Source organism: Flavobacterium amnicola (genome assembly GCF_004122165.1).
Classification (GTDB): domain Bacteria; phylum Bacteroidota; class Bacteroidia; order Flavobacteriales; family Flavobacteriaceae; genus Flavobacterium; species Flavobacterium amnicola.
In genome coordinates this window covers 703,607-725,242 of the sequence record NZ_SBKO01000001.1, presented here as the reverse complement: position 1 = coordinate 725,242, position 21,636 = coordinate 703,607, and the positions used below count along the sequence as shown (strand labels likewise).

General features: G+C 34.1%; 17 protein-coding genes and 1 tRNA gene. 7 read left to right on the top strand and 11 right to left on the bottom strand.

Features of this window, described 5'->3' with window-relative positions; translation table 11 throughout:
* Positions 1 to 169 precede the first annotated feature (169 nt).
* From EQG63_RS03285 to EQG63_RS03270, 4 genes are all read right to left on the bottom strand, one after another.
* Entirely contained in the window at positions 170 to 1,018 is an 849-nt protein-coding gene (locus EQG63_RS03285) for a class I SAM-dependent methyltransferase (protein WP_129434369.1), read from the bottom strand.
* A gap of 65 nt (positions 1,019 to 1,083) precedes the next feature.
* The gene (gene mnmG / locus EQG63_RS03280; protein WP_129434367.1) at positions 1,084 to 2,955 is read right to left on the bottom strand and encodes a tRNA uridine-5-carboxymethylaminomethyl(34) synthesis enzyme MnmG; all 1,872 of its coding nucleotides are present in this window, start codon (positions 2,953 to 2,955) and stop codon (positions 1,084 to 1,086) included.
* A gap of 205 nt (positions 2,956 to 3,160) precedes the next feature.
* The gene (gene ybeY / locus EQG63_RS03275; protein ID WP_129434365.1) at positions 3,161 to 3,580 is read right to left on the bottom strand and encodes an rRNA maturation RNase YbeY; all 420 of its coding nucleotides are present in this window, start codon (positions 3,578 to 3,580) and stop codon (positions 3,161 to 3,163) included.
* Positions 3,567 to 6,923, bottom strand: a complete 3,357-nt coding sequence (locus EQG63_RS03270) for a DUF4175 family protein (RefSeq protein ID WP_129434363.1) — start codon at positions 6,921 to 6,923, stop codon at positions 3,567 to 3,569. The genes ybeY and EQG63_RS03270 overlap by 14 nt, the downstream gene beginning before the upstream one ends.
* A 99-nt stretch (positions 6,924 to 7,022) precedes the next feature.
* Between EQG63_RS03270 and EQG63_RS03265 the strand changes: the two genes are divergently transcribed.
* Together EQG63_RS03265 and gltX are read left to right on the top strand one after the other, a co-directional pair.
* Positions 7,023 to 8,045 (top strand): alkane 1-monooxygenase, encoded by a 1,023-nt coding sequence (locus EQG63_RS03265; protein WP_317125539.1) that lies wholly within the window; start codon positions 7,023 to 7,025, stop codon positions 8,043 to 8,045.
* A gap of 42 nt (positions 8,046 to 8,087) precedes the next feature.
* On the top strand, positions 8,088 to 9,590 hold the full coding sequence (gene gltX, locus EQG63_RS03260) for a glutamate--tRNA ligase (protein ID WP_129434359.1): 1,503 nt from the start codon (positions 8,088 to 8,090) through the stop codon (positions 9,588 to 9,590).
* A 32-nt stretch (positions 9,591 to 9,622) separates the two neighbouring features.
* Here gltX and EQG63_RS03255 read toward each other — a convergent pair whose 3' ends face one another.
* Positions 9,623 to 10,279, bottom strand: coding sequence for a PorT family protein (locus EQG63_RS03255; protein WP_129434357.1), 657 nt, complete (start codon positions 10,277 to 10,279; stop codon positions 9,623 to 9,625).
* A gap of 100 nt (positions 10,280 to 10,379) precedes the next feature.
* On the opposite strand from EQG63_RS03255, the gene EQG63_RS03250 reads away from it, so the two are divergent.
* Complete coding sequence (locus EQG63_RS03250) at positions 10,380 to 11,369, top strand: SPFH domain-containing protein (RefSeq protein WP_129434355.1); 990 nt, start codon at positions 10,380 to 10,382, stop codon at positions 11,367 to 11,369.
* A gap of 280 nt (positions 11,370 to 11,649) precedes the next feature.
* Here the strand turns inward: EQG63_RS03250 and EQG63_RS03245 are convergent, their stop codons facing one another.
* The gene (locus tag EQG63_RS03245; protein WP_129434353.1) at positions 11,650 to 13,335 is read right to left on the bottom strand and encodes a glutamine--tRNA ligase/YqeY domain fusion protein; all 1,686 of its coding nucleotides are present in this window, start codon (positions 13,333 to 13,335) and stop codon (positions 11,650 to 11,652) included.
* Positions 13,336 to 13,455: 120 nt separating this feature from the next.
* Between EQG63_RS03245 and folB the strand changes: the two genes are divergently transcribed.
* Together folB and EQG63_RS03235 are read left to right on the top strand one after the other, a co-directional pair.
* A complete protein-coding gene (gene folB, locus EQG63_RS03240) occupies positions 13,456 to 13,812 on the top strand; it encodes a dihydroneopterin aldolase (RefSeq protein ID WP_129434349.1) in 357 nt (118 codons plus the stop codon).
* Positions 13,813 to 13,890: 78 nt separating this feature from the next.
* A tRNA-Cys gene (locus EQG63_RS03235) sits at positions 13,891 to 13,961 on the top strand.
* Between the two features lie 267 nt (positions 13,962 to 14,228).
* On the opposite strand, the gene EQG63_RS03230 is transcribed toward EQG63_RS03235, so the two are convergent.
* The 5 genes from EQG63_RS03230 to rnr form a co-directional block, all read right to left on the bottom strand.
* Complete coding sequence (locus EQG63_RS03230; RefSeq protein WP_129434347.1) at positions 14,229 to 14,906, bottom strand: GldM family protein; 678 nt, start codon at positions 14,904 to 14,906, stop codon at positions 14,229 to 14,231.
* Positions 14,907 to 14,980: 74 nt separating this feature from the next.
* On the bottom strand, positions 14,981 to 15,667 hold the full coding sequence (locus tag EQG63_RS03225; protein WP_129434345.1) for a LysE family translocator: 687 nt from the start codon (positions 15,665 to 15,667) through the stop codon (positions 14,981 to 14,983).
* Positions 15,668 to 15,753: 86 nt separating this feature from the next.
* Positions 15,754 to 16,419 carry a head GIN domain-containing protein gene (locus EQG63_RS03220; protein WP_129434343.1) on the bottom strand — a complete coding sequence of 222 codons (666 nt, stop codon included), beginning with the start codon at positions 16,417 to 16,419 and terminating at the stop codon, positions 15,754 to 15,756.
* A 201-nt stretch (positions 16,420 to 16,620) separates the two neighbouring features.
* Complete coding sequence (locus EQG63_RS03215) at positions 16,621 to 17,298, bottom strand: head GIN domain-containing protein (RefSeq protein ID WP_129434341.1); 678 nt, start codon at positions 17,296 to 17,298, stop codon at positions 16,621 to 16,623.
* Between the two features lies 1 nt (position 17,299).
* The gene (gene rnr / locus EQG63_RS03210; RefSeq protein WP_394343565.1) at positions 17,300 to 19,477 is read right to left on the bottom strand and encodes a ribonuclease R; all 2,178 of its coding nucleotides are present in this window, start codon (positions 19,475 to 19,477) and stop codon (positions 17,300 to 17,302) included.
* A 765-nt stretch (positions 19,478 to 20,242) separates the two neighbouring features.
* Between rnr and rpiB the strand changes: the two genes are divergently transcribed.
* Positions 20,243 to 20,674 (top strand): ribose 5-phosphate isomerase B, encoded by a 432-nt coding sequence (gene rpiB, locus EQG63_RS03205; protein WP_129434337.1) that lies wholly within the window; start codon positions 20,243 to 20,245, stop codon positions 20,672 to 20,674.
* Between the two features lie 6 nt (positions 20,675 to 20,680).
* Positions 20,681 to 21,589 carry a cation diffusion facilitator family transporter gene (locus EQG63_RS03200; RefSeq protein WP_129434335.1) on the top strand — a complete coding sequence of 303 codons (909 nt, stop codon included), beginning with the start codon at positions 20,681 to 20,683 and terminating at the stop codon, positions 21,587 to 21,589.
* Positions 21,590 to 21,636: the final 47 nt, after the last annotated feature.

Sequence of the window (21,636 nt, the reverse complement as noted above, 5' to 3'; positions counted from 1 at the left end):
ATTTGTGGCTAAATCAAAGAATCAATAAACCTTATAGTTATTGAATTTTTATAATATTTTTCGATTAAAAATGGGTTTAATAGGTTTGATTTAATTCAACAACAAAATCAAATAAGGTGTTTTGTTGTTTTAAAAGAAAAAAGCGCTTAAAAGCGCTTTAAAATAAGTTTTAGTGGTTTTTTATCACATAAATGTGCGAGGAGTATTCTTTCGAAGTGCTTGCTTTTAAATTAGAACGAAAACCGATCCAAAAGGCGTTGAAAAAATTCATTTTTCCTGTTTTGTATTTTTCCGATAGAAGGGAAACATAAAAACTATCAAAAATCATTGGAAGTGTTTTTACCAACTTCATATTTTCACGTGAAACCAATTTTTCCATGGCTGTTTTAGAAAAATGCCACAAGTGCCTTGGGACATCATAAGCAGCCCAAAATATTCCGTAATGTTGGGCATCGAAAGATTTATAATTGGGTACCGCAATAATAATCGTTCCGTTGGGCTTTAACAAACGCTTTAATTCTTTGATTTGGTGTGTAACATCCGGCACGTGTTCCATTACATGCCACATGGTAATGACGTCAAATTGCTCATTTTCAATGCTTTCAATACTATTTTGAAAGGAAATTCCTTTAGAAATCGCTAAATTTTTAGCATTTACATTCGGTTCTATTCCTGTAGTGTCCCATCCTTGTGCTTTTGCAGTCACTAAAAAGTCACCTGTTCCCGCACCGATATCCAATAGGCTTCCTTTGTTAGCATGATACGAATTAATAATGCCTACTTTCTTTTTCAAGGAGTAGGATTTAACCAAGTGGTAGATTTTTTCGAACAAAGAACGCTTGGCATCGGTATGCGAAATGTAATCCTCACTTTCGTAGTATTTGCCCAAAACCGACAATTCGGGTTGCGGATAGGTTTTTAATAATTGCAATTCTTCGTCTAATAACAATTCGAAATTTTCTTTGGAAACCGAATGATCTTTGACTTTGATATAAACGTTTTGATTTGAAAAATTCATTTTTTATTGATTATAAACATTTACTCTTAAAGAGCTTATTTAATTTCGTTTCACGTGGAACAAATTTATCTTCCCATAAAAACCAATAGCACTGAAATATCACTTGGAGAAACACCACTGATACGAGAGGCTTGTGAAATCGTCACCGGACGAATCTTTTTCAGTTTTTCACGGGCTTCATAAGACAACGACTTTAAAGCATCATAATTGAAATTGTCCGGAATTTTGATGTTTTCGAGTCTGTGCAATTTTTCGGCATTAGTACGTTCCTTTTCAATATAGCCTGAATATTTGACTTGAATTTCGGCTTGTTCTAACATTTCGGTATCCAAATTATTTTCTTGGGTATACTCGACCACTTTTTCAAATCGCATCATATCTTCCATTTCAATCTGCGGACGTGAAAATATTTTAAACATTTTATCGCCTTGCGTAATCGTAGAACTTTCTTTGGCTTCTAAAATTGGATTGGCCTCGGCAATGGAAACCGACGTTTCTTTAAAGAACGTCACCATTTTATCAGCTTTATCAAATTTTTCCTCCATACGGCGTAAACGATCATCGGAAGCTAAACCAATTTTATGGGACATGGGCGTTAAACGGTAATCGGCATTGTCCTGACGCAACAAGGTTCTATATTCGGCACGAGAGGTAAACATACGATACGGCTCTTCAGTTCCTTTGGTAATTAAGTCATCAATTAACACGCCAATATAGGCTTCATCACGTTTTAATGTAAATTCATCACGCTCTTGTGCTTTTAAGGCGGCATTAATTCCTGCCATTAATCCTTGAGAGGCGGCTTCTTCGTATCCGGTAGTTCCATTAATTTGTCCAGCAAAATACAAACCTGAAATCAACTTGGTTTCCAAAGTGTGTTTTAATTGCGTAGGAGGGAAGTAATCGTATTCAATGGCATAACCTGCTCTAAAAAATTTTACGTTTTCAAATCCTTCCACCGAACGCAGCGCTTTGAACTGAACATCTTCTGGAAGTGAGGTCGAAAATCCATTCACATACACTTCACAAGTATTCCAACCTTCAGGCTCAACAAAAAGCTGATGACGGTCTTTATCGGCAAATCGATTAATTTTATCTTCAATTGATGGACAATATCTTGGTCCGAGTGATTTGATTCTTCCATTAAACATAGGAGAACGCTCAAAACCTTCACGCAGTAAATCATGCACCAAAGGAGAAGTATAGGTCATATGACAATCTCTTTGCACCGCCAAGGGTTTTGTAATATTAGAATACGAAAATTTGGAAGGATTTTCATCGCCAGGTTCCACGCGCATTTTAGAATAATCTAAGGAGCGTCCATCCACACGAGGAGGAGTACCCGTTTTCATTCTGCCGGATTGAAATCCTAATTGCACCAAATCTTCGGTAATTCCATACGAAGCACTTTCACCTGCACGACCACCCCCAAATTGTTTGTCTCCAATATGAATCAGTCCATTTAAGAAAGTACCGTTGGTCAATACAATCGTTTTCGCATAAATCGACAATCCGAGTGCCGTTTTAATTCCGACCACTTTTCCGTCTTCTGCAATAATACCCGCTGCCATTTCTTGATAAAAATCAAGATTTGGCGTTTGCTCCAACATCAAGCGCCATTCTTCAGAAAAACGCATACGATCGGATTGCACACGTGGTGACCACATGGCAGGCCCTTTCGATTTATTCAACATCTTAAACTGAATCGCCGTTTTATCGGAAACAATTCCAGAGTAACCACCCAGCGCATCAATTTCACGCACTATTTGCCCTTTTGCAATTCCTCCCATGGCAGGATTACAAGACATCTGTGCGATGTTTTGCAAACTCATCGTTACCAACAAAGTTTTACTTCCTAAATTGGCAGCAGCAGCAGCAGCCTCACAACCAGCATGACCTGCACCCACCACAATGACATCGTATTTATCTAAAAACATTTTATTCTTTATTTATTGTTTCACGTGAAACAATATGATTTAATATAAATTTAAAAACTAAAATTTGTTTACACAGCAAAAAAATTCTTGAGCTGTGTCGAACAATTGAATTAAATTCTTCAATTCAATTGTTTCACGTGAAACAAATTTTAGAAAACCAACAACCATATGTTTCACGTGAAACATATGGAAAGAAAATAGTGTATTAGTGTTTCACGTGAAACATTTTGATTTTTTCATCTTCTTTAGAGCGCATCAAAACTTCATCGGATTCCGATTTGTCTTTATAACCACAGTAGTGGAGTACTCCGTGAATAAGAACACGTTTTAATTCTTCTTCAAAAGGAATGTTTAAATCATTGGCATTATCCTGAACACGTTCCACCGAAATAAAAACATCCCCAGAGATGACATCTCCTTCGGTATAATCAAAACTGATAATATCGGTTAGCGTATCGTGGTCTAAATACTGCTGATTGATTTCCAAAAGATAGTTATCATCACAAAAAATATAAGACAACTCTCCTAATGATTTTCCTTCGGAAACGATCACCTTTTCAATCCAATCAGAATAAACATCTTCATTAAATAACGTGAATTCTGATTCGTAATTATAATTTATCATTCTCTTTAAAATACTCTTGTACTCGTTTATTAAATTGCGAGCGCAAAGGTAGTGTTTGTCTGTTTAAAATTTCAATACTATTTAAATATTCTTGTAGCTTTTGCGGAAGGGCAGGAGCAGTGTTATTAAACTCTTTTGTATTCGTGTTCGATTGACGCTTGCTGTCTTGATTTTGTTCTTGAGCCGCTTTTTCAAGTTTTAACAATTCATATTTCAAGTTCAGTGTCTTTTGAACCAACTGTTGCGAAAAACCTTTGTTGATTAACTGCTTTTCAATTTGTTTCATTTGATCCAAAACATTCTTCCCTTGACCACCCAATCCGTTGCGTTCTAATTCCTTTTCTAAAGCATCACGAAGTTGTTGTTGTTGCTTTAAGATATCCAATACGTTTTGAGCATCACCTTCACCATCAATACCCTCTTTACCGTTTTGACCATTCGAACCTTGACCCTGACCTTGTCCGGATTTTGATCCAGGTTTGTCTCCAGGTTTATCCCCAGACTTAGAACCCGATTCACCGTTTTGAGGCTTATCACCTTCTTTACCCGATTTCCCTTGCCCCATTTTCTTGCCCAATTCTTCTTGCTTTTTGATGATGTCGGGAAGTTGCATACCACCCCCTTGTCCTTTACCAGGCTTGGGTGTACCTTTACCCATTCCAGACATAGCCATTTGCATTCCGTTTAAAATGTCAGACAACATATTAGCTAAGTTGTTAGCACTTGTAAAAACATACTGCTGACTTGCGGTGCCTCGACTCACTTGATTTTGGGTAAAATAATCGATTCCTTTGTCAATTTGATAATAAACATTTCCGATTTCTTGCGTCACTTTTTCACCAATTTTAGGGTTACGTAATGACATCGCAAACAAACTATCATCTACATGTTTGAACTGGTATTTCAAATCCTGTTGCGTTTTAATATACTTTGGAAAAGAAGAAGAAACTCCTTTAATTGCTTTAAAATTTCCCATCAATTTTTCTTGTGAAAAAGAAAACTCCAACAAGTTGTCTACAATTTGGCGAAGCATTTTAATATCCTCATCCATTTGTTCCTTTTCTCCACCTTGCATTTCCATTTCCATAGATTGCGCCATTTGTTGCATTTTTTTTGCAGCGCTTTTTTGCTTTGGAGCTGCTTTTTGCTGATTGCTATTTTTTAATTCCTGGGAAGCATTTTCCAAATCTTTTTCAATACTTTTTTCTTTTTCTTTATCATTCGGAATATCCAAAGGAGATTTTAATTCTTTATTTTCCTTTTGTAATTCTTCTAACTCCTTTTGAAGTTTGTCAAACTCTTTATTGATTTCGTTTTGTTTCTGTTCATCATTATTCTTACTGTCGGAAAGCCCTTCTTGCTTTTCGGCTAATTTTTCTAATTTATTGGCAATTTGTTCAGCCTTTTTTTCAACATAATAACGCTTAGTTAATTCTACTAATTGTTCTAAACTCTTAGTTTGATTTTTAGATTTTTGCTGGAACTTTTCAATTTTTTCAAACAACTCTTCTTGCTCTAATTTCTCATTAAGCTCTTTTAATTCATCCAAAAGCTTTTTGTTTTTCTCTAAATCTTTATCGACATTTTCTAAACGTTTTTCCAATTCTTCTTTCTTAGAATCGTTTTCTTGGGGATTGAATTTATCCAAATTCTCCTTAATTTTTTCAGTGAAATTCTTCATCAGTTCTTCTTGCTGTTTTTGACGTTTGATGAAGTCATTCATTTTTTGCTGTTCCTTATAATCCAAATCCTTTTTCTCTTTATTGGTATTTTGTAATTTTTCTAGCTCCGATTGTTGCTTCTCTTGTGCTTTTAAAGATTTCGAAAGACTATTGATGTTGTTGTTTTGTTGTTGTAAAAATTCCTCTTGCTTTTCCGCATCGGTAGATTCTCTGTGAGAAAAAACGGATGATTTAGCCGACTTGAATCCGTGCAATGCATCGTTATCAAATACTTCAAAATAATACTCATACGCTACACCTGGCGTAATTGAAAGATTACTTGGAAAAGCGAAGACAAACTTATCATAAACCCCTTGCTTAAAAGCAATGGTTCCACGTTTGACTTGCTTCGGATTGTCTTTAGGGAAATACACAATACTCAGCTTACTAAAACCATAATCATCGGAAATTTGACCTAAAAGGAAAGGCGTTTCCGTTTTTAAACTATCCGGCGCTTCTTCCACTTTGATGCTAGGCTCTTGATCTTTGACAATATTGATCGAATACGTCAGCTTTTCATAGTTTTTAACTGATTTATTGGAGGTAAGTATTTGATATTCTGTGTTTTGAAATAACGATTTGGATAATTTAAACTGATTGCCTAGGTTTTGAAAGCTCGAAACCGTTTTATCTTGTTGCCATTGAATTAAATTGGTCGCAATTGCATTAATCTTCCAAGTGATTTGTGTGCCTTCCGGCACGATAGCATTTCCGGTTCCTTTAATAATTTCCGATTTCTTGCCTAAATACTTAGGAAAATTCAAAAGCATTTCAAAATTCTCGATGGCTGGAACAGTTGTCACTTTTAAAATAAAATCTTCTGAAGAAACTTCATTCGCTTCAATGTGAAAATCAATATCTCTAACTGGTTTTTCAAAAACATATTTGAATTCACCAGAGCCAACGTTTTCCATAAAATAACTTTCGTCGTTGATGACAACCATAGCTTTTTCAGGGACAACATTTCCAACGGATTTGACGTGTAAAGTAAAATCCTTGTTCTGTTCCGTTTGTAAAGTATTGGTCAATATAAAAGAAAATGGAGCAGGCGGTAAGAATTGCTCTTTATAATTCACCACACGATGCATACTTTCGGTGATATATTTTTCCTGACCCGAAAGCATAAAGAAAAGTACGATCAGAATCGGAAGGATGGCTATTGGAATGTATTTCTTATTCTGATTGAAATCGATAGCATTCGCAAATGGAATGGGTTGTAGACTGTTGGCCTTTTGGTCAATGGAAGCTAGTAATAATTCGGATTGATTTTTATCATTCACCAATTGAAGAAAATTCACCAATTTGTCGTTCACCGTTGAAAAGTGGTTTCCAATAATTTTAGAAGCATCATTATAATCAATTCCTTTTTGCAATTTGAACAATTTAAAAAGTGGAAAAAGAATAAAACGACCTAATAAAAAAAGTTCAACTGAAACAAACAACCAAAACAAAATGGTTCTACCAGTAGGTTGTAACCAAAGAAAATATTCAATGAAACTTGTCAGAAGAAAATACAACAATCCCAATCCTACGAAAAACAATGTTCCACGTAGGAGCTCGTTGGTGTAGAACTTCTTGATAAAGTCTTCTAATTTGTTAAATATGATTTCTTTTGCTTTCAAAATTATCTTCAATTGTTAATAACCTATAAAGTTACAATTTTTGGTGAATATGAAAACATTAAAAAAAATTGTAATTTTAAATAAAAATCAATCATCATTATGAAATATTTATGGGCATATTCAATTCCAATGGTAGGGTTCCTTGGCATATATTTTCAAGGAATTTGGAGTTATTCAGTAGTTTTTTTTGCATTTGTATTAATACCTATTTTAGAATTACTACTTCCAACTAATGAAGAAAATTACTCGAATGAAGAAATTGATACACGATTAAAAAATAGGTTTTTTGATATTTTATTATACTTAAATGTACCCATAGTGTATGGTGTTATTTGGTATGTCTTTGAAAAAATAACAACCACTCCCATAAGTAAATTTGAAATAATAGGAATTATATTGAGTTTAGGAATCGTTTTAGGTTCAAATGGAATTAATGTTGCTCATGAATTAGGACATCGTGAAAAATTATATGAACGAATTTTAGGAAAACTTTTATTAATTCCTTCACATTATACCCATTTTTTTATAGAGCACAATCATGGACATCATTTACATGTTTCAACACCAGAAGATCCTTCAACCGCAAAATATAATCAAAATCTATATGCTTTTTGGATTCAAACAGTAATAGGAACGTATTCAAAAGCTTGGAAAATTCAAAAAAAATTGAATGAAGTTAATCAGTCATCTTTATTTAGTGTAAAGAATGATATGTTTTGGTTTACAATTATCCAACTAACCTATTTGTTAAGCATCTATTTACTATTTGGTACCCTTAGTTTTTGGATAGCCCTATTTGCTGGAATTGTTGGTTTTTTATTATTAGAAACAATTAACTATATAGAACATTATGGTTTAATGCGTAAACAAACTGCTTCAGGAAGATACGAAAGAGTTACAGAAAAACATTCCTGGAATTCTAATCATGTATTGGGGAGAATTATTTTATATGAATTAACAAGACATTCAGATCATCATTACAAAGCTCAAAAAAAATATCAAATATTAGAATATCATGATGTTTCTCCACAAATGCCATATGGATATCCAACAAGTATGGTAATGTCATTTATTCCTCCTATATGGTTTCATGTAATGAATAAAAGAATCCCAAAAGAGTAAAAACTTCTAACTTCCTTATATCTTTGCATAAATTTTGAAATTATGTCTAAGCCAGTTAGAGTGCGTTTTGCACCTAGTCCAACAGGACCGTTACATATAGGTGGTGTTCGTACCGCTTTGTTCAACTATTTGTTTGCGAAAAAGCACAATGGCGTTTTCTATTTACGTGTAGAAGATACCGATCAAACGCGTTTCGTTCCTGGAGCGGAAGCGTATATTATGGAAGCTTTAGATTGGTTGGGAATTGCTCCTGATGAAACGGTAGGGAAGAATGAGAAATTTGGACCGTACCGTCAAAGTGATCGTAAAGAAATCTACAAACAATATGCAGATGAATTGATTGCATCGGGTTGGGCGTACTATGCTTTTGACTCAGCCGAAAAGTTAGACGAATTGCGTAAAACCGCCGAAGCAAAAGGACAAACCTTTATTTACAACCATTCGGTTCGAGATACTTTAGATAACTCCTTGACTGTTTCACGTGAAGAAGCAGCACAACGAATTGCTAATGGTGAAGCGTATGTGGTACGTTTTAAAACTCCCGTAAATGAAACCTTGTACTTGCACGACATCATTCGTGGTGATATAAAATTTGAGACTAATTTATTAGACGATAAAGTATTGTTTAAAGGTGATGGAATGCCAACATATCATTTGGCGAACATTGTTGATGATCATTTAATGAAAACTTCACACGTGATTCGTGGGGAAGAATGGTTGCCTTCTATGCCATTGCACGTGTTGTTATACAAAGCCTTTGGTTGGGAAGCGCCAGAATTTGCGCATTTACCCTTAATTTTAAAACCTATCGGAAATGGAAAATTATCCAAACGTGATGGCGATAAAATGGGATTCCCTGTATTCCCGTTAGAATGGAAGACAGAAGAAAGTACTTCTATGGGCTATCGTGAAAATGGTTTCTTTCCGGAAGCAGTTGTCAATTTCTTAGCCTTATTGGGTTGGAATGATGGTACGGAACAAGAAATCTTTTCTTTAGAGGAATTGGTACAAAAATTCGATTTAGCACGTGTAAACAAATCGGGTGCGAAGTTTGATCCAGAGAAAAACAAATGGTTTAATCATCAGTATTTACAAAAGCAATCGGATACAAGTTTAGCTACAGCCTTTGAAAAAGTGTTAGCGGATAAAGGCATCTCAACTACGCTCGATGTGACAAGAATCGTTTCTTTAAACAAAGAAAGAGCAAATTTCGTGAACGATTTATGGGATTTGACTGATTATTTCTTTGTAGCGCCAACCAATTATGACGAAAAAGCACTTAAAAATTGGAAGGAAGACACTTCAGGATTAATGCAACAATTAATTGCAGTTTTGGAAGGAATTTCAGACTTTACCAGCTCCAACATCGAAACTGTGGTCAAAGAATGGTTAACTGTTAATGAAATAGGAATGGGAAAAGTAATGCAACCGTTCCGTTTGAGTTTGGTAGGAAAGATGATGGGGCCTCATTTGTTTGATATTGTTGAGATTATAGGAAAACAAGAAACCATCCAACGTATTCAAAAAGCAATAAACACCATATAAAAAGAAACCCCAGCAAATGCTGGGGTTATTTATTATAAATTGAAAAGTAACTGTCCACTAATAATGCCGACATGTCCTTTAAAATCACGACCATTATTTTTAACAATTAAATCGGCCTTTTTATTCAAGTTATTCATAATGTTGTTCAAACCATATTGGTAAAAAATAACCGCACGCACTCGTTTTCCACCCGCTGAAGTTCCAAGATATAAATTTCCGTTAATTTTAGTAATGTCTTTAATATCCTCTACAGTTAAAGCAGTACCGTTTATGATATTCGTTTTGTATTTGTCTTGTGTTTTTAATGCGCCATTGACTTGTAAAACAGGACCAAAATCAATAGATACATGGTCTTTTACTATATTATAACTAAACAAAAATCGAACTTGAACACCTGATAAGGTGTATTTTACTTGTTGTTGTTGGGCTACAAAATTAGTTGTCGGTACCGAAAAGTTACTCTCGGTAAACTGCATGCCAAAAACCGCACTCCAGTCGTTATAATAATTTCCTCTAACGGCAAAACCACCAATCCAACCTGATTCCGGAGAAGTATTAAAATTAGAGGTAAACATAGACAGATTGGATATACCTCCTGAAATTCCTATTCTATTTCCATCACGTCTCCCGTGTTGTGCAAACGCAAATGTTACCGTCAACAACAAAACAATTAAATGTAATTTTTTCATTTTCAATAAATTTGAAGCGAAAGTAATTATAATATTTCAATTTGTAACTTTTAATAGTAATTCACGTATAATTATCATAACAAACAAATCTCTAAACACTATGGGACCTTTTTTTATGGCCATTTTATTTTTTGGCTTTATTCTTTTACTTTCTTCTTTTTTTACTGTTAAACAACAAACGGCTGTGGTAGTAGAACGATTCGGAAGATTCTTAAGCATTCGAAACTCAGGTTTACAGCTTAAAATTCCAATTATTGACAGAATTGCGGGTCGTGTTAACTTAAAAATTCAGCAATTGGATGTCATGATCGAAACACAAACCAAAGACAATGTGTTCATCAAAATGAAAGTTTCGGTACAATTCAAAGTGATTCAAGAGCATGTCTATGAAGCATTTTACAAATTAGAATATCCACACGATCAGATTACTGCTTACGTTTTTGACGTGGTTCGTGCCGAAGTGCCGAAGTTAATTTTGGATGATGTTTTTGTTCGTAAAGACGATATCGCAATTGCGGTAAAACGCGAATTGAACGAAGCGATGATGGCGTATGGTTATGATATTATCAACACATTGGTGACCGATATTGATCCGGATATACAGGTAAAAAATGCCATGAACCGTATTAATGCTGCCGAAAGAGAAAAAACGGCTGCCATGTTCGAATCGGAAGCACAACGTATTAGAATTGTTGCCAAAGCGAAAGCAGAAGCAGAAAGTAAAAAATTACAAGGGCAAGGTATTGCCGATCAACGACGTGAAATTGCTCGTGGATTGGTAGAAAGTGTAGAAGTATTGAACAATGTGGGAATCAATTCACAAGAAGCTTCGGCATTAATTGTAATTACACAACATTACGATACGTTGCAAGCGATTGGTGCCGATACCAATTCGAATTTGATTTTATTACCGAATTCACCACAAGCTGCTAGCGATATGTTAAATAGTATGGTGACCAGTTTTACCGCTTCAAACATTATTGGAGAGCAGATGAAAAATCAACCGAAAAGAGTAAAATCGAAAAATCACAATGCGATCGATTATAATCCATCGGATACTTCCAATCCAGAAGACGAAGTAAAACCATAAAAATTAAATTTTTCTCTATTTGAAAACCATCAATGTATAATTGGTGGTTTTTTTATACCAAAACACCAAAAACGAAGCAAAAATTAAAATAAAGCGATTTAAGCCATTTTCATCATATGCAAAACAAAATCACATTGGGCAATTTTTAAATTGGAATACAATTAATTTATGAAGGTTAAAATTTTTAATAAAATCTATTGTTTTTATTTATATGATAGATTTTTTAAATAATAAAAAAATCCGCTAATTAGCGGATTTTTGATTTGTAAAATCTATGATGTTATTCTTTACTCTCGACTTTTGCCCAAGTATCTCTCAAACCTACCGTTTTGTTAAAAACTAATTTTTCAGCAGACGAATCTCTGTCGGTACAAAAATAACCCAAACGTTGAAATTGAAAATGATCCAATTCTTTGGTGGTTAGTAAACTTGGTTCCACATACCCAGTAATTACTTTTAAAGACTCTGGATTAATGTATTCTTTAAAGTCGACCTCTTTGTTTCCATCTGGGTTTTCATGCGTAAACAATCGGTCATAAATACGAACTTCGGCGGCAACAGCATGTGGTACAGACACCCAATGAATCGTTCCTTTAACCTTGCGTTTACTGGCTTCCGAACCGCTTCCAGAACGGGTATCGGCATCATACGTCGCATGAATTTCGGTGATATTTCCATTCGCATCTTTAACCACACTTTCTCCTTTAATGATGTAAGCATTTTTCAAACGGACTTCAGATCCAAGTGTCAAACGGAAAAATTTCTTATCGGCTTCTTCTTTAAAATCGTCTCTTTCAATGTAAATTTCTTTTGAAAAAGGGACTTTTCTGAAGGTTAATACTTCTTCTTCTGGATTGTTTTCAGCATCTAACCATTCTTCTTGTCCTTCCGGATAGTTGGTGATTACTAGTTTTATAGGATCTAAAACCGCCATCACACGTGGGGCAGTTTTATTCAAATCTTCACGAACACAGAATTCTAACAGCGAAACATCAATTAAATTTTCACGTTTTGCAATTCCGATAGTATCGGCAAAATTACGAATGGCCATTGGCGTATACCCACGACGACGCATCCCTGAAATGGTACTCATACGAGGATCATCCCAAGCGGTTACATGCTTTTCTTCCACCAATTGCAACAGTTTGCGTTTGGAAACCACAGTATGGGATAAGTTACGACGGGCGAATTCACGTTGCTTCGGACGTACTTTACTTTCATCGTAAATCTGATTCAAAAACCAATCGTATAATTCTCTATGAGGCAAGAATTCTAGAGTACAAAACGAGTGTGAAATTTGCTCTAAATAATCACTTTCTCCATGAGCCCAGTCGTACATAGGATAAATACACCAATCGTTACCAGTTCGGTGGTGGTGCGCATGCATAATACGGTAAATAATAGGATCACGCATTAGCATATTGTTGGCACCCATACTTATCTTAGCACGTAAAACATGAGTTCCTTTTTCGAACTCCCCGTTTTTCATGCGGGTAAATAAATCTAAATTTTCTTCAATAGAACGGTTTCTAAAAGGAGAATCGGTACCAGGAGTAGTAGGGGTTCCTTTTTGAATGGCCATATCTTCTGACGACTGACTGTCAACATACGCTTTGTCTTTTTTGATTAATTCCACTGCCCAATCGTATAATTGTTGAAAATAATCGGAAGCATAACATTCTTTATCCCAAGAAAATCCCAACCATTCTACATCGCGTTTAATCGCATCGACATATTCTTGTTCTTCTTTAGAAGGATTGGTATCGTCAAAACGAAGGTTTACAGGGGATTTATAATCGATTCCTAATCCGAAATTCAAGCAAATTGCACTGGCATGACCCACATGTAAATAGCCATTAGGTTCAGGTGGAAAACGGAAACGTAATTTATCGGGAGACAAACCATTTTTTAAATCTTCTTCTATGATTTGCTCTATAAAATTCAATGATTTTTCTTTTGTAGACATTCTTTTGTAATTGAGAAAGCAAAGTTATCAAATTTGTTGGTTATTTAACCATGTCTTCATTTGGTTATTCTTAAAAATTGTACTTTTATCGGATTAAATTTTAATGGAATCCACATACAAATGGGAATTATAAAACTGAAAAATATCCGAACTTTTTCCTATCATGGATGTTTGGTTGAAGAGAGTAAAATAGGTAGTGATTATCGCGTTGATTTAAAAATTAAAACCGATTTAACCACCTCTGCCAGTACTGATAAACTTGCCGATACCGTAGATTATGTGCATTTAAATAAAATCGTGGTGGAAGAAATGGCTATTCGCTCGGAATTACTAGAACATGTAGCACAACGAATTTTGGATCGAATCTTCAAAGAATTGAATAAAGTGAGTCAATGTAGGGTAGAAGTGGCTAAAATAAATCCTCCAATTGGTGGTGATGTTCAAGAAGTTACCATCTTAATGTCGAAAAAAAGATAAAAGACGGTATAAATTAGCGAAACTTTTTGCTTTTGACTTTTTAACTTTAAACTTTTTATTATATTTGCAGTCCACTAGGGCGTCGTGGCCGAGCGGCTAGGCACCGGTCTGCAAAACCGTCTACCCCGGTTCGAATCCGGGCGATGCCTCTGAAACCTTCAAGGAAACTTGAGGGTTTTTTTATGGTTAATTTTTAAGAAAAATTAAGTAAAGAGTTCGGGCGATGCCTTTAGAAGTTTCCAATAAATGGAGTGTTCATTTGTCACTTAAAGAGAAAGCGAACTGGCGGAGGAAGTCTTATCACCTTAAATAAATATCATTAATCTATTAATTTAATAACAACTGGGTAAACCTTTCTTGGTAATGCTTCTGGAATGCTGAATAAAAAAACCTCTCGAAATGAGAGGTTTTTTTAATTATTTCTTTTCCAATATTCGCTTGATCTTAACCATTGGGGTTTTTACGATGGATAAACTCAAATCGGAGGCAAAAGTAAACTTATGGATCACAATAAAAGTCGCGTTATCATTGGCAATGATGGCTTGATAAATGTCTTCGGGGATTTTGTTTCCTTTGACTTCAAAACTGTCTAAAAAATCACCGTTGGCGTTCGATAAATGCAGTCGAAATCCGGTGACAGTAATTTTATAATCCAACAGAAAATCGATTAGTTTTACCGTTATTTCTGCTTTTGCAAGCTCTTTGCTTGGCATTTCAATGATACAATCGCCATTAATACAACCTTTTTGATTGACCAATAAAGCAGCATACGGCAATTCTTTGACTCTAAATAGATGTTCTTCGATTACTTTGGTGGAATCGGACGTTTGAATTTCTACCCATACTTTCGCTTCTTTTCCAAATTTTGGTTGAATCGCATAGCTTCCATCGGTATTCTGAATGACGCCTTCTCCTTTAATTTTAAAAGGTTTTGTTTCCTTTACATTAACCGAAAACGGATTCGGAATTCCTTTGTACACAATATTCAATTTATTCAACCCAATTAAAGAAAGATTGGGTTTTTCTATTTTAATTGAATCGTTTTGTGCCTGAATAAATAATGGAAATAACAGGAGAAGTAATCGTATTTTCATAGTTTGAGTAAATAAAAACTTGTATTTGGATGCTGAACTATCAGTGTGACAATTGCATGACAAGATAACAAAATTTACTTATTCTCAATCTTTTCAATCGTGTCTTTTACAAATTGTTTGTCGGACGGAAACCAACCTTGTGATAACAAAATAGTGCCAAATACAATTAATAAAATACTACTTACTTTTTTGATTTTGATAATATTAGCAGGTGTTAATTTCGAACGTAATTGCTTGGCTAACAATATTTTTCCAACATCGGTAGCCAAATAAGAAAGAATTACTGTGGTAAAAAACCAAACGATATTAGCAGTTTCCATTTGTAATCGTGGTCCGAAAGTAATGATGATTAACAACCAAAATCCTAAAACTCCAATGTTGATAAAGTTCAATAAAAACCCTTTAATCAACAAACTGAAATAATTGTTTTTAATCAGCTCTACTACCTCTTCGTCTTCTTCGATGTTTTTACTGGCTTTATGAAGCTTAAAAAACGAAATAAGCCCATAAGAGAGCATTACTATCCCTCCAAAAATAAAAAGGGCTGGATCGTCCTTTAAACTTTGAATCAATCGATAACTACCTAAGTACGCAATTCCGATAAAAACAATATCTCCTAAAACTACTCCAAAATCGAAGAACAAAGCAGCGCGAAAACCTTTAGTGATACTGGTTTCAAGTAATACAAAAAACACGGGACCAATCATAAAACTTAAAAAAAAGCCTAAAGGGATTCCGTTGCTTAAAATGTATTGTATCATAGGTTTTGTTTAGAAAGGGCAAGTTAAAACTTATCTTTTTAAGAAAAGATAACATTTTACTAAAATTTTACTAAAAATAAAAGATGTTAGTTTCGCAATACAATTTCGCCTCCTAAAATAGTTTTTTGATTGACTTGTTTGGGTTTGCCATAAATATTGATAGTGCCGCCTGCTCGTACCTGAGCATCTACTAATTCGGAAGCTTTTACAGTAGCTTGACCTCCTGTATTAACACTCACATTAGCAACACTCGTTTCGCAATTTTGGGAATTAAAAACTGCGGCAGCATTCACTACTACATCCAAATTATTCGTTTTACCAATCACTTCTAATCGACCTCCTTGGGTTACTCGTGCCGTTATTTTTTTAGTCTCTACATTCAATTTAATACTAGACGCTTCTTTTACAATAATATCAAAATTGGACGCTACAATGGGTGTACTAGCCCCTATATTACTGCCTTCATTCGCTTCAACAGCTTCTAATTTGGTGTAATATACTTTGGCTAAAATATCATTTCCTTGCAATAATTTATCCAATGGCATTCTGATTTTCAGTTCGTTATTTTCATATACCAATTCGACTTTATTGGCATTAAAACCCGAGATTTCTATTTTATTTTCATTGGAAGCAATTAAAAAAACCGAAATTTGATCAAAAGAAGTCACTTTAGTAAAATCACCCAAAGCTTTATTGATTTGAGCATTTACCATTTGATTGAAAATAAAAAAAAGGAAGATTAACTTTTTCATAACTTTACATTTAGTTCCTACAATTTCTATACAAAACGCTATTAAAGTTACCGGTTTAAGAAAGAATATCAAAAAATAATCTTTTAACAATCAATTAATTACGTTATTCTGCATAAAAATAAAAATCTGTATGCCTTAATTAATTATTTCTTCTTTTAAAAAAGTTAATTCTTAGAAAATAAAACTATTTGTAGTAGTAAATTATCTTTTATTAATAACAATGTTTCCTCCTAAAACAGTTTTCTGATTTACTTGTTTTGGATTACCAAAAATGGAGATATTTCCACCTGCTCTGACTTTTGCATCAACTAAATCAGAAGCAGTAATATCAGCAGAACCACCTGCGTTAACTGAAACAACTGCTTGTGAAGTTATACAATCTCTTGCTTCTAACATTCCACCAGAATTAATCACAGCATCCATATTTTGAGCTTTTCCGGATAAATGTATAGTAGAACCATTGAAAGATTTAATATTAATTTTTTGAGCACCCACCTTCAATTTTATGGTGGAGCCTTCTTTTGCAATAAAATTTAAATTTATTCCCTGAAACTCATCGTTTGATGAAATACTAGAACCTTCATTAGCTTCAAATTCATAAACATCTTTAAGATAATATACGGTTGCCGTAATATTATCACCTTGCAATAATTTACCAAAAGGCATTCTTATTTTTAGTTCCGAATCTTTTTGAATGATTTCCACCTCTTCAGATCCAGCACCGGTTAAAACAACTTTAGGTACACCAGTAGTACTAACTAAAGTAATAGTAATTTTATCAAAGGAAGTCACTTTGGTAAAATTTCCTATATTTTTAGTCACTTGTGCTGAAACAAAAGTGGTTAGATATAAAAATGAAATAATCAAGAGTTTGTTCATACTATTCGTTTCTTCTTATAAAATGAAAATCCAATTGCTTTTTAACCAAATCGGCGTTCTTCACTTTCACAATAACTTCATCTCCTAATTGTAAAAGGTTTTTAGAAATTTCACCCACTAAAGCGTATTGTTTTTCATCAAACGTATAATAGTCATCTTTTATTTCACGGATACGCACCATTCCTTCACATTTGTTTTCGATAATTTCGACATAAATTCCCCATTCGGTTACCCCAGAAATGACTCCAATAAATTCTTGATCTTGATGGTCTTGCATGTATTTCACTTGCATGTATTTGATAGAATCGCGTTCGGCATTACTTGCCAAACCTTCCATGTTAGAAGAATGCACACATTTTTCTTCATAAACTTCTTCGCTCACACTTTTTCCACCATCTAAATAATACTGCAGCAAACGGTGTACCATCACATCAGGATATCGACGAATCGGAGAAGTAAAATGCGAATAATAATCGAATGCCAATCCGTAATGTCCTATATTATCCGTAGAATATTTGGCTTTACTCATCGTACGAATCGCCAAAGTATCTATTAAATTTTGTTCTTTTTTACCATTCACATCTTCCATCAATTGGTTTAGTGATTTGGAAATATTTTTGGTATCTCTTAAATCTAATTTGTATCCAAATTTTGAAATTACGCCTTGCATGGCAAACAACTTGTCTTCATTAGGCTCATCATGAATACGATACACAAAGGTTTTCTTTTGTTTTCCGATGTATTCGGCCACTTTTCGATTGGCTAATAACATGAATTCTTCAATCAAATGATTGGCATCTTTAGCTACTTTAAAGTACACGCCAACCGGTTCTGCTTCTTCATTTAAATTGAATTTTACCTCTACTTTATCAAAAGAAATAGCACCTTGATTCATTCTGTTTCTTCTGAAAATTTTAGCTAGTTCATCTAGTTTTAAAGTCGCTTGAACAATAGCATCTGGAACAATATATTCCTGTCCAGTTAAAGAAATTTCTGCGGGAATGACATTCGATTTTGTTTCGATGATTTGTTGTGCTTCTTCGTAAGCAAAACGTTGATCGGAATAAATAACAGTTCTTCCAAACCATTGATTGGTCACTTGCGCTTTTTCATTGATTTCGAAAATAGCCGAAAACGTATATTTTTCTTCATTCGGACGAAGCGAACAAGCAAAATTAGACAAGACTTCCGGTAACATCGGTACCACTCGATCCACCAAATACACAGAAGTTGCTCGGTTAAACGCTTCCTCATCTAAAATAGTGCCTTCTTGCACATAATGCGAGACATCGGCAATATGAATTCCGATTTCGTAATGACCATTTTCTAATTTTTTAAACGATAAAGCATCATCAAAATCTTTCGCATCTTTTGGATCTATCGTAAACGTTAGGGTATCTCGCATATCCCTACGCTTGGCAATTTCTTCCGGATGAATGGCAGTATCTAATTTTTGAGCATACACTTCAACATCAACTGGAAAATCATACGGCAAGCCATATTCGGCAAGAATTGCATGAATTTCGGTATCGTGTTCTCCAGGTTTTCCTAATACTTTTAGAATCGTTCCGAAAGGAGAATCGGCTTTTTTAGGCCAATCTTCAATTTTAGCAATAACCACATCCCCTTGTTGTGCTTCTCCAATTTTATCTTTCGGAATAAAAATATCGGTATACATTTTTGCATTGGCAGTCGAAACAAAAGCAAAATTCTTTTGAATGTCAATCACACCCACAAATTCGGTTTTGGCTCTTTCTACTACTTCAATAACTTCCGCTTCTGGTCGTTTACCGCTTCTTTTATTGTACACATAAACTTTTACTTTGTCTTTATCTAAAGCATGGTTTAGGTTATTGGTTGGAATAAAAATATCCTCTTCAAAATCTTCACAAATAAAATAAGCCGTTTTACGAGAAGTCATGTCGATTGTTCCTTCGTAATAATCTTGACTTTGTGCTTTTACCAGATATTTACCAGGTTCGGTTTCTATAATTTGTTTTTTGGACGCCAAAATTTTTAAATCTTTAATAATTTCATTTCGGCTTTTCGTATCATTTAAATCTAGAATGGCGGCAATCTGTTTATAGTTAAACGCTCTGTTAGCGTTTTGGGAAAGTACTTTTAAAATTTTTCCTGAGAAATCTTTTTCTTTGGTTCCAAACTTTTTTGGTTTCTTCATTATATCATTTCTATTAATTGCTGAAAATTACGAAATAGTTTACAGTTATCCTTATTCGGTAAACAGATTTAAGAATTAAATAACGTCTACTAAAAAAATTAATTTTTCTTTTTCAAAAAATAGAGTTGTTAACAATAACTAAAAACAACAAAAAAAGATTTTTTAAAATTTAAATTTATGATGGTTATGATAGCGTGTTAATAAGGCTGAAAACTTTTATTTTTTTATAGCGGTAAAGAAGTTATGGTTAGTTATACAAGGTTATTAACAGGTTACTTTTTTGTTATCGATTTGAAAACAAACACTTTCTATTTGGTTGTTAACAATTGTTAGTTTCTATTTTTTGATAGAAATTTTTAATAAGTTGAAAACCTATTTTGTGTTGAAAACTCCCTTTTTTTGTCTGATAAACTTTCAACAAATTGATGAAACTTTTCTTGGATTTCTAGTTTGGGTTTTGGATTACAATTTTAAATCAGATATCCAAAAAATAGTTCTTATTTTCTTTCCGAAGTTATTAACAAAAGTTGTTAGGTTAACATTGCTTCATTTTCAACACTTTACGGTTTTTAATTAACATTTATTAAAAGATGGGTTTGTTTATTAAATAATTACTTGAATTTCAATGGTTTTGATAGAATATAATTACTTAATAATAATGTTTCAAAAAGCGATTACCAATGTTTATTTTATCACAAAGTTACTTTACGAACTAATAGAATATTCGTTATTTTTGTAAAAAGAAATCAACACACAACACACATTATGACAATCTCAATAGGAAACGACCACGCCGGTCCCGATTACAAAAAAGCAATCGTCAATTATTTAGAAAAAAACGGACATACGGTTATCAACCACGGAACCGATACGTTTGACAGTGTCGATTATCCTGATTTTGGTCACCCAGTGGCTTATGATGTGGAAAGCAAAAAAGCCGATTTTGGAATTGTCATCTGTGGCAGCGGAAACGGAATTGCCATGACCGCCAACAAACACCAAGACATTCGTTGTGCCTTATGTTGGACAGTTGAAATCGCCGAATTGTCACGCCAACATAATAATGCCAATATACTAAGCATTCCGGCGCGCTATACTTCTATTCAACAAGCCATAGAAATGGTGGAAGTTTTTTTAATGACCGATTTTGAAGGCGGAAGACACGCGAATAGAGTCCATAAAATTGCTTGCAAATAAGGTTTAATGGCCCACAATCACATCCATATTCACAAACACGAAGTCAAGGCGAATAATTTAGTTTTTTCTATTTTATTGAACCTACTAATTACCATTGCTCAAATTGTAGGGGGAATTGTTTCGGGTAGTTTGGCATTGATCTCCGATGCCCTTCATAATTTTTCGGATGTTATTTCTTTAGTGTTTAGCTTGGTGGCGCATAAATTATCGCGTCGAAAAGCTTCTATTAACAATACCTTTGGTTACAAACGCGCCGAATTGATTGCTGCTTTTATTAATGCATCGACTTTAGTAATTGTTGCCTTCGTTTTGATTTATGGTGCGATTGAACGTTTTTTTAATCCACATCCTATTCAATCTGGATTGGTGATTTGGTTGGCAATTTTAGGAATTGTAGTCAACGGGTTATCGGTAATTTTCTTAAAAAAAGACGCCGAACACAATCTTAATATGAAGTCGGCGTATTTACATTTACTGACCGATATGATGGCTTCGGTAGCGGTATTGGTTGGCGGATTATTAATGAAATTTTACCATTGGTTTTGGATGGATAGCGTCATGACGATTTTGATTGCGATTTATTTAATCGTGGTTGGAATTGATTTGTTAAAAAGTTCGACGAAAATGCTCATGCTTTTCACTCCCGATCATATCGATATCAAAGAAATTGTGCGGGAAGTACATAAAATTCCTGGAGTAGGCAAATTACATCACATTCACGTTTGGCATTTGAACGAAGAGGAACTGCACCTAGAAGCCCATTTGGATTGCTCGGAAGACATAAAAATGACCGAATTCAATGATTTACTCCATAATTTAGAGGTTGTGTTGTTTGATAAATTCGGAATTAACCACATTAATATCCAGCCCGAATTTAAAAAAGAAGACCCAAAAGAATTTATCGTACAAGATTGATTCTAAAAGTATTAAAAAATATTATGCACGCATAATATTTTTTAATA

What these genes read in the sequence shown, in the direction of transcription:
- ybeY (WP_129434365.1), bottom strand. Translation starts at nt 3,580, where the DNA reads ATGATAAATTATAATTACGAATCAGAATTCACGTTATTTAATGAAGAT.
- mnmG (WP_129434367.1), bottom strand. Translation starts at nt 2,955, where the DNA reads ATGTTTTTAGATAAATACGATGTCATTGTGGTGGGTGCAGGTCATGCT.
- EQG63_RS03285 (WP_129434369.1), bottom strand. Translation starts at nt 1,018, where the DNA reads ATGAATTTTTCAAATCAAAACGTTTATATCAAAGTCAAAGATCATTCG.
- EQG63_RS03250 (WP_129434355.1), top strand. Translation starts at nt 10,380, where the DNA reads ATGGGACCTTTTTTTATGGCCATTTTATTTTTTGGCTTTATTCTTTTA.
- EQG63_RS03230 (WP_129434347.1), bottom strand. Translation starts at nt 14,906, where the DNA reads ATGAAAATACGATTACTTCTCCTGTTATTTCCATTATTTATTCAGGCA.
- EQG63_RS03215 (WP_129434341.1), bottom strand. Translation starts at nt 17,298, where the DNA reads ATGAACAAACTCTTGATTATTTCATTTTTATATCTAACCACTTTTGTT.
- EQG63_RS03220 (WP_129434343.1), bottom strand. Translation starts at nt 16,419, where the DNA reads ATGAAAAAGTTAATCTTCCTTTTTTTTATTTTCAATCAAATGGTAAAT.
- EQG63_RS03255 (WP_129434357.1), bottom strand. Translation starts at nt 10,279, where the DNA reads ATGAAAAAATTACATTTAATTGTTTTGTTGTTGACGGTAACATTTGCG.
- EQG63_RS03245 (WP_129434353.1), bottom strand. Translation starts at nt 13,335, where the DNA reads ATGTCTACAAAAGAAAAATCATTGAATTTTATAGAGCAAATCATAGAA.
- rpiB (WP_129434337.1), top strand. Translation starts at nt 20,243, where the DNA reads ATGACAATCTCAATAGGAAACGACCACGCCGGTCCCGATTACAAAAAA.
- gltX (WP_129434359.1), top strand. Translation starts at nt 8,088, where the DNA reads ATGTCTAAGCCAGTTAGAGTGCGTTTTGCACCTAGTCCAACAGGACCG.
- folB (WP_129434349.1), top strand. Translation starts at nt 13,456, where the DNA reads ATGGGAATTATAAAACTGAAAAATATCCGAACTTTTTCCTATCATGGA.
- rnr (WP_394343565.1), bottom strand. Translation starts at nt 19,477, where the DNA reads ATGAAGAAACCAAAAAAGTTTGGAACCAAAGAAAAAGATTTCTCAGGA.
- EQG63_RS03200 (WP_129434335.1), top strand. Translation starts at nt 20,681, where the DNA reads ATGGCCCACAATCACATCCATATTCACAAACACGAAGTCAAGGCGAAT.
- EQG63_RS03265 (WP_317125539.1), top strand. Translation starts at nt 7,023, where the DNA reads ATGAAATATTTATGGGCATATTCAATTCCAATGGTAGGGTTCCTTGGC.
- EQG63_RS03225 (WP_129434345.1), bottom strand. Translation starts at nt 15,667, where the DNA reads ATGATACAATACATTTTAAGCAACGGAATCCCTTTAGGCTTTTTTTTA.